A 15,566-nucleotide genomic window follows, 5' to 3' on the forward strand; every position below is an offset into this window, starting at 1 on the left:
GATGCCACGCCCCCTGCGCCCCTTGCCCCGCGCCGTTACCGGCGCCGATGACCTGATTGCGGCAGGCCTTGCCGCGCCACAGGATCACGCGCTGATGCAGCGGCTGGGCCAAGAGTTCCGCATCCGCATCTCACCCGAAATGCTGGGCGCGATGGGGCAGGGTGTTACGGCGCAATTCCTGCCCGACGCCAAAGAACTGGACCACCGGCCAGAACAACTGTCCGATCCGATCGGCGATGATGTTCACCGCATCGGCAAGGGCCTGACCCACCGCTACCCCGACCGTGTGATCCTGCATGCCACCCAGACCTGCGAGGTTTATTGCCGGTTCTGCTTTCGCCGTGAAAAGGTGGGTGAAGAGGGCATTCTGCCCGAAGCCGATCTGCAAGCCGCGTTGGCCTATCTGCACGCCACCCCCGCCGTGCGAGAGGTCATTCTGACCGGGGGCGACCCCCTGACCCTGTCGCCCCGGCGGCTGACTGACCTGTTTGCACGTCTGTCCGAAATTCCGCACCTGGATGCGATCCGCATTCACAGCCGGATTCCGGTAGTCGCACCAGAGCGGGTCACCCCGCAGATGCTGGCGGCCTTTGATGTGCCACAGGCCGTCTGGCTGGTTGTCCATACCAACCATGCGAATGAGCTGACTGAAAACGCCCGCGCCGCCCTGCGTCGGTTGACGGCGGCCGGTATCCCGCTGTTGTCACAGACCGTGCTGCTAAAGGGTGTCAACGCCGATGCTGACAGCCTTGAGGCACTGTTCCGCGCGCTGATCCGCAACCGGGTGAAACCCTATTACCTGCACCATTGCGATCTTGCCCCCGGCACCCACCATTTCCGCACCACGATTGCCGAGGGGCAGGCGATCATGACGGCCCTTCGTGGCCGCCTCTCTGGCACGGCACTGCCAACCTATGTGCTTGATATTCCTGGTGGGCACGGCAAGGTTCCCATCGGGCCGGGCTATCTGGAGCAAACCGTAGCAGGTCAGTGGCGGGTGACCGACCCCTATGGCCAAAGCCACCTCTACACCGACCCCTGATCATCATCTGTTCATAAATATCCTCTGGGGGTCCGGGGGGCGAAGCGCCCCCGGTCGCGGTCAATAGCTGCGCGTCGGGCGGTCGAAGACCTTCTTGCCCATCAGGCTGCCCACCAGATCGACCATCAGCTTGGCGGTTTTGCCACGCTCATCCAGAAACGGGTTCAGCTCTACCAGATCCAATGATGTGACCAGCCCGCTTTCATGCAGCAGCTCCATCACCAGATGCGCCTCGCGGAAGGTGGTGCCGCCCGGTACGGTTGTACCAACGGCGGGGGCGATGGAAGGATCCAGAAAATCGACATCCAGGCTGACGTGCAGCATGCCACCCGCTTCGCGCACCGCTGTCAGAAACTCGCGCAGGGGGGCAACGATGCCGCGTTCATCCAGCACCCGCATATCGTTGATCGCGATGTCATGGCGCAGCAGGGCGGCATGTTCTGCCGCATCGACCGAGCGGATGCCGTAAAGGCAGATCCGCTCTGCCGGGATCGGTTCGGGGAAGGGCGGAAAGGCATCGAACCCCTCGCGTCCGGCGATATAGGCCACCGGGGTGCCATGCAGGTTGCCGCTTTCGGTGGTCAGCGGGGTGTGAAAGTCGGAATGGGCATCCAGCCACAGCAGGAACAGGGGCCGCCCCTCGCGCGCGGCAAAGGCTGCCGCCCCGGCAACCGTGCCAAGCGCCAGCGAATGGTCGCCCCCCAGGATGATCGGCAGGCCGCCATCGGACAGCGCGTCATCCACCCGGTCGGCCAGCACCTCGGTCCAGCCGACGCATTCGGCCAGCGCATGCACCGCCGGATTGGGGCAGGTGACATGGGCAAGCGAGGGCAGGGCGACATCGCCCCAATCCTCGACCCCGTGGCCAAGGTCAGAGATGGCGCGGGCCAGACCGGCCACGCGATAGGCCGCGGGGCCCATCAGGCAACCGGGGCGGCGCTGGCCCTCGTCAATCGGGGCGCCGATCAGGATGGTGCGGGACATGGGGCCTCCTGGCAGGTTTGCCGCAGTATGGCGGTCGCCTTGGCCGATGTCATCGGTCAAGGGGCGGCAAAGTGCCGGTTTGCACGGGCCTGACGCGGCAGATTGGCGTCAGTTTCCGGTAAAACGGGGGCTGCGCTTTTCCAGAAAGGCCGCGACGCCTTCCCTGAAATCGGCGCTGCCACCGCATTGGCCTTGCAGGCGCGCCTCATGGGCAAGCTGGGTGGCAAGGGTCTGGTCAAAACTAGTGCGCAGCATCTCTTTGATGCCGCGATAGGCCAGCGTCGGGCCTGCCGCCAGATGCGCTGCCCGCGCCGCTACATGGGCGGCAAAGCTGTCATCCGCCACCGCCTCAAAGATCATGCCCCAGTCGGCGGCCTGACGGGCGCTGATCTTGTCGGCGAACAGCATCGCCCCCATCGCCCGCGCCATGCCGATCTGGCGCGGCAGCCAATGGGTGCCACCCGCATCCGGCACCAGACCGATGCGGGTAAAGGCCTGAATGAAGCTGGCGCTTTCGGTGGCAATCACCACATCGCAGGCCAGCGCAAGGTTCGCCCCGGCCCCCGCCGCCGCCCCGTTTACGGCGGCAATGGTGGGCAGCGGGCAATCGGTGATGTCGCGCAGCAGGGGAACGTATTCCTCGTTCAGGATGCGTTCAAAATCAACGCTGCCGGCCTTTTGCGCATCCTGCAAATCCTGCCCGGAACAAAATGCCCGCCCGGTTCCGGTCAGAACCAGAACCCGCGCCTCTGCCACCGCCCGGGCGATGGCCAGCCGCAGGTCGGCGCGCAGCGCGGTGGAAAGGGCGTTCATCACCTCTGGCCGGTTCAGCGCGATGGTGGCGACGCCGCCCTGAAGGGCGTAGGACACTGGTGGGTTCATGCTATCCTCCCGCAATGCGGCCAGATTAGCGGCGGCACCGGGGGCGGAAAGGGAAACCTCGCGTCACTCTTTCAACAGTTCGGCCAGCCGGGCGCGGTCGGCCTCGGTCAGCCCCTCGGCCTCGGGCGCGCGGGCGCGGCGGCGCAGCGTGGCCCAGGCAATCACCCCACCCGCCAGCAGCATCGCTGGCCCCGCCAGCCACAACGCCAGACCCGACCCGGTGGCGCGCGGTTTGAACAGAACGAATTCGCCAAACCGGGCCACGACATAATCGACCACCTGTTCATCGCTGTCGCCCGCCACCAGCCGTTCGCGCACTGCAAGGCGCAGATCGCGGCTGATCGGCGCGTTGGAATCGTCAATCGATTCGCCCTGGCACACCGGGCAGCGCAGGTTTTCCGAAATCTCGCGGGCCCGCGCCTCCAGCACCGGGTCGGCCAGCATCTCGCTGGGCTGCACGGCATGGGCGGGGCTGGCCAGCAGGGCCAGCAGCAGGATGAGCCGACGCATCGCCTATTCCGCCGGTTGGGCAGCAGGCGCCGCACGCCTTGCCCCCGCCGCAATGCGCCAGCGCCGGTCGGTCAGGCTGATCAGCCCGCCCGCCGCCATCATCAGCGCCCCGATCCACAGCCAGTCGGCAAAGGGCTTGATATAGGCCCGCACAGCATAGCCGCCGCCATCCTGCGGATCGCCGATCACCAGATAGATGTCGCGCAGTGCGCCTTGATAAATCGCGGCCTCGGTCGTGGGCATCGCTTGCACCGGATAGATGCGCTTTTCGGGGTAAAGGGTTGTCACCTCGGCCCCGCCTTGCCGCACCACCATCGTCGCCATGGTCGAGGAATAGTTCGGGCCCGGCACCTCGCGCACGCCCGCCAGCGTCACCTCATAAGACCCCAGCGCAAAAGAGCCGCCGGGTTTTACCACGCGAATATCCTCGACCGTCCAGGCCATCACGGCAGAGACGGCGAAAATCGTCACCCCCAGACCGGCATGAGATATCACGCGCCCCCAATCGGCCCGCGGAACCCGGGTAAGCCGCCCCAGCCGCCCCGACAAGGGCCCCCGCCCGGTGCGGCCCATCAGGTCCATGGCAGAGCCAAGGACCAGCCAAAGCCCCAGCCCAACCCCCACCGGTCCCAGCGCCGACCGCCCGGTCTGCATCGCCCAGACCAACAGCCCCACCGCCAGTGCCAGCACCGCCGTGGGGGCCAGCCGCCGCATTGCCCCCGGCAGATCGCCGCGCTTCCACGGCAAGATCGCGCCCACCGGCAAGATCACCGCCAGCGCAACCACAAAGGGCGAAAACGCCGCATCAAAGAACGGCGGGCCGACTGACAGCACCCGACCCCAGGCCATCTCGGCCACCAATGGCCAGATCGTGCCGACGAAGACCACAAAGGCCGCAACCGCCAAAAGCAGGTTGTTCGCCACCAGCGCGCTTTCGCGGCTGACCATGGCAAATACGCCCTTCGCCTCCAACGCGCCCGCGCGGAAGGCAAACAGCGTCAGCGCGCCGCCCATGAAGACGGCGAGGATGGCCAGAATGAACACGCCACGCTCCGGGTCATTGGCAAAGGCATGGACGCTGGTGATCACGCCAGACCGCACAAGGAAGGTGCCGATCAGGCTGAAGCCAAAGGCGAGGATGGCCAGCAGGATCGTCCATGCCTTAAGGCTCTCGCGCCGCTCGACCACAATCGCCGAATGCAGCAGGGCCCCCGCGATCAGCCATGGCATGAAGCTGGCGTTTTCCACCGGGTCCCAGAACCAGAACCCGCCCCAGCCCAGTTCGTAATAGGCCCACCACGACCCCATGGCGATGCCGATGGTCAGGAAGATCCACGCCGCCAGCGTCCAGGGCCTGACCCAGCGCGCCCAGGCGGCATCGATCCGCCCCTCGATCAGGGCGGCGACGGCGAAGGAAAAGCTCATCGAAAGGCCGACATAGCCGAGGTAGAGGAACGGCGGATGAAAGGCCAGTCCGGGGTCTTGCAGCAGCGGGTTCAGGTCTTGCCCGTTCAGGGGGGGCACTTCCAGCCGCAGGAACGGGTTGGAGGTCAGCAGCATGAACAGCAGGAACGCGACGCCAATCATCGCCTGAACCGCCAGAACCCGCGCCCGCAAACCGTCGGGCAGGTTCGACCCAAACCATGTGGCCGAGGCGCCAAACCCGGTCAGCGCCAGCATCCAGAGCAGCAGTGACCCCTCATGGTTGCCCCAGACGCCCGCCACCTTGTACAGCATAGGCTTTGCGGTATGCGAATTCTCGACCACCAGCAGCACCGAAAAATCCGACACCACAAAGGCATAGGTCAGCGCGGCAAAGGCGGTGGCAATCAGCAGGAACTGCGCATTGGCCGCCGGGGCCGCCAGTGCCATCAACCGCCGGTCGCCGATCTGCGCCCCGATCAGGGGCAGGGTGGCCTGCACCAGCGCCACGGCCAGCGCCAGAACCAGCGCGAAATGTCCAAGCTCGACGATCATCGGGGCCTCCTGTTCAGACCCCAGCATAGGGCAGGGCGGCGAAAGGCGGAATGCCCCGCGTCACCCGGTCGCGCCATTGTCAAAGCGGAACATCACTGATCTCTCTCAATGTGGAGATCACTTCTGTGTCAGGGTAGGCGGACAGGCACCCGAAGATCGGTGATGATTATTAGGCTTTCATGCAATGGCGACCGGATCACACCGGTCGCCATTGCATATCTTAGACGCCGCGCGACAGGGCGGCCACACCGGTCCGCGCGATTTCCTTCAGGCCCAAGGGGCGCATCAACTCGGCAAAGCTGTCGATCTTTTCCGGTGTGCCCGTCATCTCGAAGACAAAGCTTTCCAGCGTCGAATCCACCACATGGGCGCGGAAAATCTCAGCCAGTCGCAGCGCCTCGATCCGCGCCTCTCCCTTGCCGGCCACCTTGAACAGCGCAAGTTCGCGTTGAACCGAGGGGCCCTCCACCGTCAGGTCATGCACCTCATGCACCGGCACCATGCGGCCCAATTGCGCCTTGATCTGCTCGATCACCGCAGGCGTGCCGGTGGTGACAACGGTGATCCGGCTCAGGTGCCGGGCGTGGTCGGTCTCGGCCACGGTCAGGCTTTCGATGTTGTAGCCGCGCCCCGAGAAAAGCCCGATCACGCGGGCTAGAACCCCGCTTTCGTTATCGACCACAACAGCCAAAGTATGGCTTTCAATGATCTCGGCATTCGGGTCACGCAGGTCATAGGCGGAATGGCTCGTCGAGCCGCGTTTGATGTTCAGTGCGGACACGTTCTGTCCCTTCATCTTGGCATAAATATCCTGGGGGTCCGGGGGCTAGCCCCCGGTCCACCCGCTTAAACCAGCACCGCGCCCTTGGCGCCGATGACGCCCTGAGTATCGGCCTCGCCCAGCAGCATCTCGTTATGGGGCTTGCCCGACGGGATCATGGGGAAGCAGTTTTCGTGCTTTTCCACCAGGCAATCAAAGATCACCGGGCCGTCATAGCGGATCATTTCCATGATCGCATCGTCCAGATCCCTGGGGTCCGAGACCTTCAGGCCCTTGCAGCCAAAGGCTTCGGCCAGCTTGACGAAATCGGGCAGGCTCTCGCTCCACGAATGGGAATACCGCTCGCCATGCAGCAATTCCTGCCACTGGCGCACCATGCCAAGGCGTTCATTGTTCAGGATGAATTGCTTGACTGGCGCGCGGAACTGCATCGCCGTGCCCATTTCCTGCATGTTCATCAGCCACGACGCTTCACCGGCGACGTTGATCACCAGCGCCTCGGGGTGGGCCACCTGCACGCCGATGCTGGCCGGCAGGCCGTAGCCCATGGTGCCCAGCCCGCCAGAGGTCATCCAGCGGTTCGGCGCCTCAAACCCAAGGAACTGTGCCGCCCACATCTGATGCTGGCCCACCTCGGTGGTGACATAGCGGTCCATGCCCTTGGTCAGCGCCTCCAGCCGTTGCAGGGCGTATTGCGGCTTGATGGTCTTTTCCGATGGCTTGTAGTCAAGGCAGTTGACCGATTGCCATTCCTTGATCTGCTTCCACCATTTGGCCAGACCGTCCTTGTTAACCTTGCGGCCGCGGGCCTTCCAGATGCGCAGGGCATCCTCCAGCACATGGCCCACATCGCCGATGATCGGCACATCAACCCGGATCACCTTGTTGATCGACGAGGGGTCGATGTCGATATGCACCTTGCGCGAATTCGGGCTGAAATCCTTCAACCGCCCGGTGATCCGGTCATCAAAGCGCGCGCCGACATTGATCATCAGGTCGCAACCGTGCATCGCCAGATTGGCCTCATAAAGGCCGTGCATCCCCAGCATCCCCAGCCAGCTTTTGCCGCTGGCGGGATAGGCACCCAGACCCATCAGGGTCGAGGTGATGGGAAAGCCGGTCGCCTCGACAAACTCGCGCAGCAACTGGCTGGCTGCCACGCCCGAATTGATCACACCGCCGCCGGTGTAGAAAATCGGGCGCTCGGCGGTTTCCAGCATTTCGACCATCGCGGTGATGGCCTCGATGTCACCTTTCAGGCGCGGCTGGTAATGCGCGGTGCGCGCGCGCTGCATGGGCGTGTATTCGGCTTGGGCGAATTGCACATCCTTGGGGATGTCCACCAACACCGGGCCGGGGCGGCCCGAGCGCGCCACATGAAACGCCTCGTGAATGGTGCCAGACAGCTTGGCGGTATCTTTGACCAGCCAGTTCATCTTGGTGCAGGGGCGCGTGATGCCCACCGTATCCGCCTCTTGAAAGCCATCGGTGCCGATCATGAAGGTGGGCACCTGGCCCGACAGCACCACGATCGGAATGGAGTCGAGCAGCGCATCGGTCAGCCCGGTCACCGCGTTGGTCGCGCCAGGACCAGAGGTCACCAGCGCCACGCCCACCTTGCCGGTGGAACGGGCATAGCCCTCGGCCATATGGACGGCGCCCTGTTCGTGACGCACCAGAATGTGGCGGATGTCGTTCTGCTGGAAAATCTCGTCATAGATCGGAAGGACCGCACCACCCGGATAGCCGAATACGACGTCCACACCCTGATCCTTCAGAGCCTGAACCACCATTCTTGCGCCGGTCATTGCCTTGGTCATCGGTCTTTCCTCATCTTGGGCCATCGGCCCTTCGGTCAACAAAAAGCCCCCGGGGGTGATCCGGGGGCGCATGGGTTCCGTTATGGACTGTCGTTACCGACCCACGCGCCATTTCCTTACAATTACGAGAAGTTCGGACATTTCCGCACCCTAGAGGCTTCGGGCCGGAAACTAGGCTGGCCGGACAGGGGCGTCAACCGTAAAAAATCATAAAAAGTGTCGTGCGGGGTGGAAAAATTGAAGTTTTCTTTCTCTCGGTGGTCTTTATTTGCAACTTTCAAAAACAAAGTGTCGGATTTGCCGCTGGATGGGCCGACTCGCGCCGGTGCCCGCAACTTCGGCATCTGCATTGTATCTGGGCAGCGGCCGCAGGTTGTCCCCGCGATGCAGATTTACCCTACGTCAAGATTGGTCATCAAAAGTGACCAGAACCCGCCGAACGGGAAAGAAATGGGTTCTCAAGGGTTTGCTGGCTGGCTAGGGTTTCGCCACGTTAACGCGGCGGGGGGGCGAATCCCCGCCACTATGTGGAGGAGAATACATGGATCGTCGTTCCTTTCTGACGAAGGCCACCGTGGGTGGCGTCGCTGCGGCTGGCGCCTCGGTGCTGGCCGCGCCCGCGATTGCGCAGGCCAATCCCAAGGTGACCTGGCGGATCACCTCGTCCTTCCCCAAGGCGCTGGACACCATTTTCGGTGCCGCCGAGGTGATGTCCAAATACATCTCCGAAGCGTCTGACGGCAATTTCACCATTCAGGTCTTTCCGGCGGGCGAACTGGTTCCCGGCCTGGAAGCCGCCGACGCCGTTGCCTCTGGCACGGTTGAGGCCTGCCACACCGTTCCCTATTATTTCTGGGGCAAAGACCCGACCTATGCCTTGGGCGCGGCCGTTCCGTTCAGCCTGAACGCCCGCCAGATGAACGCCTGGTTCTATCATGGCGGCGGCATCGACCTGATGAACGAATTCTACGCCACGCAGAACATCATCGCCTTCCCGGCGGGCAATACCGGGGTGCAGATGGGCGGCTGGTTCCGCAAGGAGCTGACCTCGGTCGCCGACATGCAGGGCCTGAAAATGCGCATCGGCGGCTTTGCCGGCAAGGTTCTGGAAAAGCTGGGCGTCGTGCCGCAACAGATCGCGGGCGGCGACATTTATCCGGCGCTGGAAAAGGGCACCATCGACGCCACTGAATGGGTGGGGCCGTATGACGATGAAAAGCTCGGCTTCTACAAGGTTGCGCCCTACTACTACTATCCCGGTTTCTGGGAAGGTGGCCCGGCGATCGCCACGATGATCAACCTGCAAAAATGGGCCGAACTGCCGCCCGCCTATCAGGCCATGCTGAAGATGGGCTGCCAGGTGGCCAACGCCGACATGCTGTCGAACTATGACTACAAGAACCCCACAGCGCTGAAATCGCTGGTGGCCAATGGCGCGCAACTGCGGCCCTTCCCGCAAGACGTGATGCAGGCGGCGTTCGAGGCGGCGAATGCCACCTATGCCGAGATCGGTTCGACCAACGCGATGTTCAAGAAGATCAAGGACAGCCAGGACGCCTTCAAGAAAGACGCCTATCTGTGGGCTCAGATCGCCGAGTATAACTACGACGTGTTCATGATGACCCAGCAGCAGGCTGGCAAGCTGTAAGCCGTTTCAAACGAACGAAAAAGGCCCGAGGGAAACCTCGGGCCTTTTGCTGTTCAGGGGACAGCTACACTGGTGCGGGCGGAATAGGAAACGCATTGCGTTTCCCCGCCCGTGCGGGCGGGTTCAGCAAGAGACAAGTCCACGAGAAACCCTAGAGGCCAGTGCCTGCCCCGGTGGGCGAGAAGCGCCCGCCGATGGAGGGACGGGCGCTGGCCGGGCCTTGTGGGCCCGACCGTGCATGTTGCCCACTTCATCGCATGGCAAAGGCGATGGCCTTTGCCAGAATGACGTGGCCCCCCGTCAAGGGTTTACCACCGGCGCCCCCAGCTTGGGCAAACCGCCCGGAGCGGGGGCCGGAGCAGGCGCACCGCCGATGCTGGGCGCGCCGATCTTGGGCAGCCCGCCCGTGGCCGGGGCCGCACCCGGCACGTTCAGCGTGGGCAGGGCGGGCACGGTGATCTGCACGTTCGTCGTATCAACCGGCTTGCCCTTGTAATGCATGACCATCGAAGGGAAGGCGATGGTGATGCCGATCATCACAACCTGAATCACCACGAAAGGCACCGCCCCCCAATAGATCTGCCCGGTCGAGACGCCTGCGGTTTTGATGCCTGTCACCTTGTCGATATAGCTCGACTTCGGTGCCACCGACCGCAGATAGAACAGCGCAAAGCCAAACGGCGGGTGCATGAACGAGGTTTGCATGTTCACCCCCAGAATGACCCCGAACCAGATCAGGTCGATCCCCAGCGCCTCGGCCGGAGCGACCAGCAGCGGCACGATGATGAAGGCCAGCTCGAAGAAATCGAGGAAGAAGGCCAGCAGGAACACCAGCGCCGAGACGAAGATCAGGAACCCCATCTGGCCGCCCGGCAGCGCCGTCAGCAGATGTTCGACCCAGATATGCCCGTTCACGCCATAGAAGGTCAGCGAGAACACCCGCGCCCCCACCAGAATGAACATGACAAAGGCCGACAAACGGGTGGTCGAGGCAAGGGCCTGCGTGATCACCCCCATGTTCAGCCGCCCCTTCATCGCCGCCAGCAACATGGACCCAACTGCCCCCATCGCGCCACCTTCTGTGGGCGTGGCGATGCCAAGGAAGATCGTGCCCAGCACCAGGAAGATCAGCGCCAGCGGCGGGATCAGCACCATGATGACCTGACTGGCCAGCTTGCTGAGTACCCCCAGCTTCATCCCGCGGTCCAGCAGGGCAAAGCCGTAGATCGCAGCCACGCCTATGGTTCCGCCCAGAATATCGGCATTGGCGCCATGGGTCGGATACAGCCAGACATGAGCAGCATAGCCGATGCCCATCGCTGCCACGATGGCGATCAGCAAGGAGATGATGCCGTGGCCCAACGTCCGTGCCTCGGGCGGCAGGGCGGGAACCCAGGTCGGCCGCATGATCGAGACGACGAAGATGTAAAGCATGTAAAGCCCGGTCAGAACCAGACCGGGGATCATCGCGCCCTTGTACATATCGCCCACCGACCGGCCCAACTGGTCGGCCAGAACGATCAGTACAAGGCTGGGCGGAATGATCTGCGCCAGCGTGCCCGATGCCGCGATGACACCCGAAGCCACCCGCCGATCATAGCCATAGCGCAGCATGATCGGCAGCGAGATCAGGCCCATGGCAATGACCGAAGCCGCCACCACGCCCGTCGTGGCCGCCAGCAATGCGCCGACGATGACCACCGCATAGGCCAGACCGCCGCGAATGGGGCCGAACAACTGACCAATCGTGTCCAGCAGATCCTCGGCCATGCCAGAGCGTTCCAGCACGATCCCCATGAAGGTAAAGAAGGGAATAGCCAGCATCGTCTCGTTTGACATTGTTCCCCATAGCCTTTGCGGCATGGTGAACAGCAAAGGCCAGTCGAGCGTGATCGAATTGGCCGACCACGGCGCCAGCCAGACACCGATGGCAAAGAACACCAGGCCGTTGGCGGCCAGAGAAAAGGCGACCGGATAGCCCAGCAGGAGAAAGATCACCAGCGAGGCGAACATGATCGGCGCCATGTTCAGGGCGATGAATTCAAGCATTCTTGCGTGCCTCCGCTTCGGCCTGCGCCACGGCTTCGGCAATCGCCGCGCCCTCCAGCTCTGCCGCCTCATGCGCCGAAACGAACGGGTGCGGATCTTCGATCAGCCCCTGCATCACCGCAATTTTCTTGATGATTTCGGAAATGCCCTGCAACACAAGCAAGATGAATCCCGCCGCCAGAATGGCCCGCGCGGGCCAGATCAGCAAACCGCCAGAGTTGGTGGAAATCTGCCCGCTTTTCAGCGCCGCCAGCGCGTAGGGGATCATCATCCACGCCATCAGCGTGACAAAGGGCATCAGAAAGAACACATGGCCGATCAGGTCGATCCAATGCTGCGTCCGCCGGGTGCGGGTGCCGTAAAAGATGTCGATGCGGATATGTTCGTTCTGCTTCAGCGTATAGGCCGCGGCCAGCATGAACGCCGCCCCGAACAGATACCACTGCAGTTCCAGCCACGCGTTCGAGGATATGTTGAAAACCTTGCGCACAATCGCGTTTATCGCACTGACGAGAATGGCAACGAAAATGGCCCACATGACCGTTTTGCCCACAAACTCTGTCAGGCGGTCAATCGCGCGCGATACCGCCAGTAATGACTGCATAAGTCCCTCCCCGTTAGGATGCACTTTGGCACCTTGACCTAAAGTAAACTGGTAAAAAAACTTACCCAATTATTGCAGTCAATCGCGGTGCGTCAATCCGTTAGATCGTGGAACGCCTTATCCCGGTTGAATCAAGTCCCATCGATTGCCGAACGGGTCGCGCCAGACGGCCACAATGCCATAGGACTCATGGCGTGGCGCTTCTTCAAAAACCGCGCCGGCGTTCGTGATCAGGGCCTGGTCGCGCGCAATATCATCAGTCTGAAGAAACAGCCAGACCCGGCCCGCCCCCTGATTGCCAATCGCGTCCTGCTGTGCGGGCGTATCGGCGCGGGCCAGCACAATGTGGCTGCCACCGCCGGGGGCTGCGATGGTGACCCAGCGTTTGCGGCCCTGATCAATATCTTCGATCAGGTCAAACCCCAGATTTTCACAGTAAAAGGCAAGGGCAATGTCATAATCCGGCACGATCAGCGTGATGGCTGCAAGCCGCAGGCCGGTCATTCGCGGATGGCCCGCGCCTCTGGCAGACTGATCCGGGCGACCTGTTCGGCGATCGGATCGACCGACAGCGGATGCAGTTCTGCCCGGTGGTCGGCTGGGTCCCCGATATTCTGCCAGCGCCCGCCCTTGTAAATTTCCAGTGCCGGAAAGTTGGCCTTGTAGCCCATCTTACGGCTGCCGGGCACCCAGTAGCCCAGATAGATATAGGGCAGGCCCGCCTCACGCGCGATGTCGATATGGTCAAGAATGGCAAAAGTTCCAAGCGACCGGCCCTGTAAATCCGGGTCGTAGAACGAGTAGACCATACTCAACCCATCATCGAACACATCCGTCAGGGCAACGCAGGCCATCGGGCGCCCGGTTTCACCGGGGCGGGCGGCGCGAGTGTATTCGATCACGCGACTTTTGATCGGGGTTTCCTCGATCATGGCGGCGAATTCGAACACATCCATATCGGCCATTCCGCCATCGGCGTGGCGTGCATCCAGATAGCGGCGAAACAGCGCGAACTGATCCTCGGTCGCCCAGGGACTGGTGGCGTTGCGGCGCAGGTCGGTGTTGGCTTTCAGAATGCGGCGGTGGGTGCGGCTGGGCTCAAAATCGGCCACCCGGATGCGGGCCGAAAGGCAAGCCGAGCATTCGGCGCAGGATGGGCGATACAGCACATTCTGGCTGCGCCGAAATCCTTGCTTTGACAGCGCATCATTCAGCCGTTGCGCCTGATCGCCTTGCAGGGCGGTGAACAATTTCCTCTCCATCCGCCCGTCAAGATACGGGCAGGGCTGCGGAGCCGTCACATAGAATTGGGGCGCGATGGGAAGGGTGTGGCGCATCTGGCGAACGTGTAAGGACGCGGACAGGTTAGCAACAGGCGCGCCAGAGGCAAGTTTCTTCGAAGAAACTTGCGCTACCCTTGCAAGGAATTTGCGCCGGGACAGCAAAAGGCCCCGCCTTTTGGGGGCGGAGCCTTTGGTCGGTCGGTCAAATCGGCCTTGGGCGGATCAATATTCGCCGGGGCGGTTCGCGGCTTCGGCCTCGGCCGGGCGGGCGGCTTTGGAGCGGTCTTCCATAAAGGCGTCGAATTCCGATTTGTCTTTTGCATCGCGCAGGCGCTGCAAGAACGATTCAAACGCCTGCTGCTCATCCTCCAGCCGTTTCAGCGTTTCGGTCTTGTAGCTGTCAAAGGCCGAATTGCCCGAAGGGCGGAAAGCCTGATGCATGGCGTGGTGGCGTTGCATGAATTCCTGACGGCGGGCTTGGCAGTTGTGGCGGCTGAACATGCGTTTGCTCCAGATCATATAGGCAAGAAGGGCAAGGCCCACGGGCCAGACGAAGACAAAGCCAAGGACCATGGCGGCGATCCAGGCACCTTTGCCCTTGTCGTCCAGCCATGCCTCGGCACGGCGCAGCCAGGACATCCTGGCAGGAGAGGCGCCGCCCCAGGCGGCAGAAGGCGAAGGGGTCATCATAAGGTGGCTCCCGGTTGGTTGATGTGAATGTCTTTCACATGAAGCAAGATGCGCCTGCCGCCCGAGTCTTTCAAGAGGGTATGTTAAAGATTTTTACATGGGGCGGGCGTGCCAATATCCGGCAGGCGAATGGCGCATGGCAAGGCGCACCACGGCAAATGCCTGGGCGCGGAATCTGGTGTATTCATCAAGATAGGCGAGTGGCCCGGCTGGCCGGGAAAACCGGCCTCCCGCGCGGATCAAATGGCCGCGCGGAAGGGGGGAAGGTTTAATTCTGAACCGGGCAGGCACCGTTGACCAAGGCAACCGTGCAGGCTGCGGCCGGGGCTGCGGCGGGTGCGGGAACCGAAGGCGCGGTTACGGCGGGGGCCGGTGCTGCTGCCGGTGCTGCGGGGGCCGCAGCGGCGGGCGCGGCCACAGCGGGAACAGTGACAGGCGCCGCAGGGGCCACGCTGGCGGGCGTCAACACCGGCGGCGGCAACACTTCCAGCTTTGGAATTGCGGCTGGGGCCGGTGCCTCGACCTTTTTCTTCTTGGGCGCGGGCGGCGGCAGGGTCAGGCCCTTGGGCATCTCGCCGCTGGCGGTCAGCACGATCACCTTGCTGCCGTCCGGCACCCGCTCATACAGGTCCATCACGTCCTGATTGATCATGCGGATACAGCCCGACGAGGCATTATGCCCGATCGATTGCCATTCCGGCGTACCGTGAATGCGGTAGCCGTAATCAACGCCATTGGTCTTCAGATACAGCGCACGCGCGCCAAGGGGGTTGGTGGGGCCGCCGGGCTGGCCGTCTTTCCACTTGGCCTTTTCAGGGCTGCGCTCGATCATCTCGGGCGGCGGGGTCCATTTCGGCCAGGTGGTGCGGTGATCGATCAGCGCCTCGCCCGACCACTGGAACCCGGCACGACCCACGGCGATGCCATAACGCATGGCCTGGTTCTTGCCCGTCACCAGATAAAGGTGCTTGGCCGAGGGGTTGATGATGATTGTGCCGGGGGGCTGATCCGTCTCATAATACACATTCTGGCGGCGGAACTGCTGGGGAACCTTGTCTTCGGGCACCGCGGCCACATTGAACTGCGGGTCGGCCTTGGCTGCATACGCACCTTCGGCCAGAATGGTTTCACCCGGTTTCACCTTTGGACCAGAGGTCGAGGTGTTGGTGGTGGGCACGCAGGCGGTAAGCGAAAGGCTCAGGGCCGTGGCAGCAGCCAATTTCAAAAATACAGATGTCATACAGCAATCCAGTGCGCGCGGCCGGGGGTTCGGCTCGATTGTTTCCGAATAACGCT

14 protein-coding genes are annotated in these 15,566 nt (G+C 62.8%); 2 read left to right on the plus strand and 12 right to left on the minus strand.

The features are described 5' to 3' along the window. The first annotated feature begins 1 nt into the window (after window position 1). A complete protein-coding gene (locus tag JI744_RS04505; protein ID WP_202658498.1) occupies window positions 2-1,042 on the plus strand; it encodes a lysine-2,3-aminomutase-like protein in 1,041 nt (346 codons plus the stop codon). A 60-nt stretch (window positions 1,043-1,102) separates the two neighbouring features. On the opposite strand, the gene rocF is transcribed toward JI744_RS04505, so the two are convergent. From rocF to JI744_RS04535, 6 genes are all read right to left on the minus strand, one after another. Continuing rightward, the gene (gene rocF / locus JI744_RS04510; protein WP_202658499.1) at window positions 1,103-2,026 is read right to left on the minus strand and encodes an arginase; all 924 of its coding nucleotides are present in this window, start codon (window positions 2,024-2,026) and stop codon (window positions 1,103-1,105) included. Window positions 2,027-2,134: 108 nt separating this feature from the next. Continuing rightward, a complete protein-coding gene (locus JI744_RS04515) occupies window positions 2,135-2,908 on the minus strand; it encodes an enoyl-CoA hydratase-related protein (protein ID WP_202658500.1) in 774 nt (257 codons plus the stop codon). Between the two features lie 63 nt (window positions 2,909-2,971). Continuing rightward, window positions 2,972-3,418 (minus strand): cytochrome c-type biogenesis protein, encoded by a 447-nt coding sequence (locus JI744_RS04520; RefSeq protein WP_202658501.1) that lies wholly within the window; start codon window positions 3,416-3,418, stop codon window positions 2,972-2,974. A gap of 3 nt (window positions 3,419-3,421) precedes the next feature. After that, complete coding sequence (locus JI744_RS04525) at window positions 3,422-5,395, minus strand: heme lyase CcmF/NrfE family subunit (RefSeq protein WP_202658502.1); 1,974 nt, start codon at window positions 5,393-5,395, stop codon at window positions 3,422-3,424. Window positions 5,396-5,615: 220 nt separating this feature from the next. After that, on the minus strand, window positions 5,616-6,176 hold the full coding sequence (ilvN, locus tag JI744_RS04530; protein ID WP_202658503.1) for an acetolactate synthase small subunit: 561 nt from the start codon (window positions 6,174-6,176) through the stop codon (window positions 5,616-5,618). Between the two features lie 65 nt (window positions 6,177-6,241). Continuing rightward, a complete protein-coding gene (locus JI744_RS04535) occupies window positions 6,242-7,996 on the minus strand; it encodes an acetolactate synthase 3 large subunit (protein WP_202658504.1) in 1,755 nt (584 codons plus the stop codon). A gap of 541 nt (window positions 7,997-8,537) precedes the next feature. On the opposite strand from JI744_RS04535, the gene JI744_RS04540 reads away from it, so the two are divergent. Then, a complete protein-coding gene (locus tag JI744_RS04540) occupies window positions 8,538-9,644 on the plus strand; it encodes a TRAP transporter substrate-binding protein (protein WP_202658505.1) in 1,107 nt (368 codons plus the stop codon). Window positions 9,645-9,944: 300 nt separating this feature from the next. Here JI744_RS04540 and JI744_RS04545 read toward each other — a convergent pair whose 3' ends face one another. The 6 genes from JI744_RS04545 to JI744_RS04570 form a co-directional block, all read right to left on the minus strand. Further along, the gene (locus tag JI744_RS04545) at window positions 9,945-11,693 is read right to left on the minus strand and encodes a TRAP transporter large permease (RefSeq protein WP_202658506.1); all 1,749 of its coding nucleotides are present in this window, start codon (window positions 11,691-11,693) and stop codon (window positions 9,945-9,947) included. Then, window positions 11,686-12,297 carry a TRAP transporter small permease subunit gene (locus JI744_RS04550; RefSeq protein WP_202658507.1) on the minus strand — a complete coding sequence of 204 codons (612 nt, stop codon included), beginning with the start codon at window positions 12,295-12,297 and terminating at the stop codon, window positions 11,686-11,688. Before JI744_RS04550 ends, JI744_RS04545 begins: the two co-directional genes overlap by 8 nt. A 117-nt stretch (window positions 12,298-12,414) precedes the next feature. Next, window positions 12,415-12,801, minus strand: a complete 387-nt coding sequence (locus tag JI744_RS04555) for a VOC family protein (protein ID WP_202658508.1) — start codon at window positions 12,799-12,801, stop codon at window positions 12,415-12,417. Then, complete coding sequence (locus JI744_RS04560) at window positions 12,798-13,634, minus strand: arginyltransferase (protein WP_202658509.1); 837 nt, start codon at window positions 13,632-13,634, stop codon at window positions 12,798-12,800. Before JI744_RS04560 ends, JI744_RS04555 begins: the two co-directional genes overlap by 4 nt. 168 nt (window positions 13,635-13,802) lie before the next feature. After that, window positions 13,803-14,219, minus strand: coding sequence for a DUF2852 domain-containing protein (locus tag JI744_RS04565; RefSeq protein WP_236019250.1), 417 nt, complete (start codon window positions 14,217-14,219; stop codon window positions 13,803-13,805). A 319-nt stretch (window positions 14,220-14,538) separates the two neighbouring features. Then, the gene (locus JI744_RS04570) at window positions 14,539-15,510 is read right to left on the minus strand and encodes a L,D-transpeptidase (protein ID WP_202658511.1); all 972 of its coding nucleotides are present in this window, start codon (window positions 15,508-15,510) and stop codon (window positions 14,539-14,541) included. Window positions 15,511-15,566 lie beyond the last annotated feature (56 nt).

The organism is Fuscibacter oryzae, from assembly GCF_016765795.1.
Taxonomy (GTDB): domain Bacteria; phylum Pseudomonadota; class Alphaproteobacteria; order Rhodobacterales; family Rhodobacteraceae; genus Fuscibacter; species Fuscibacter oryzae.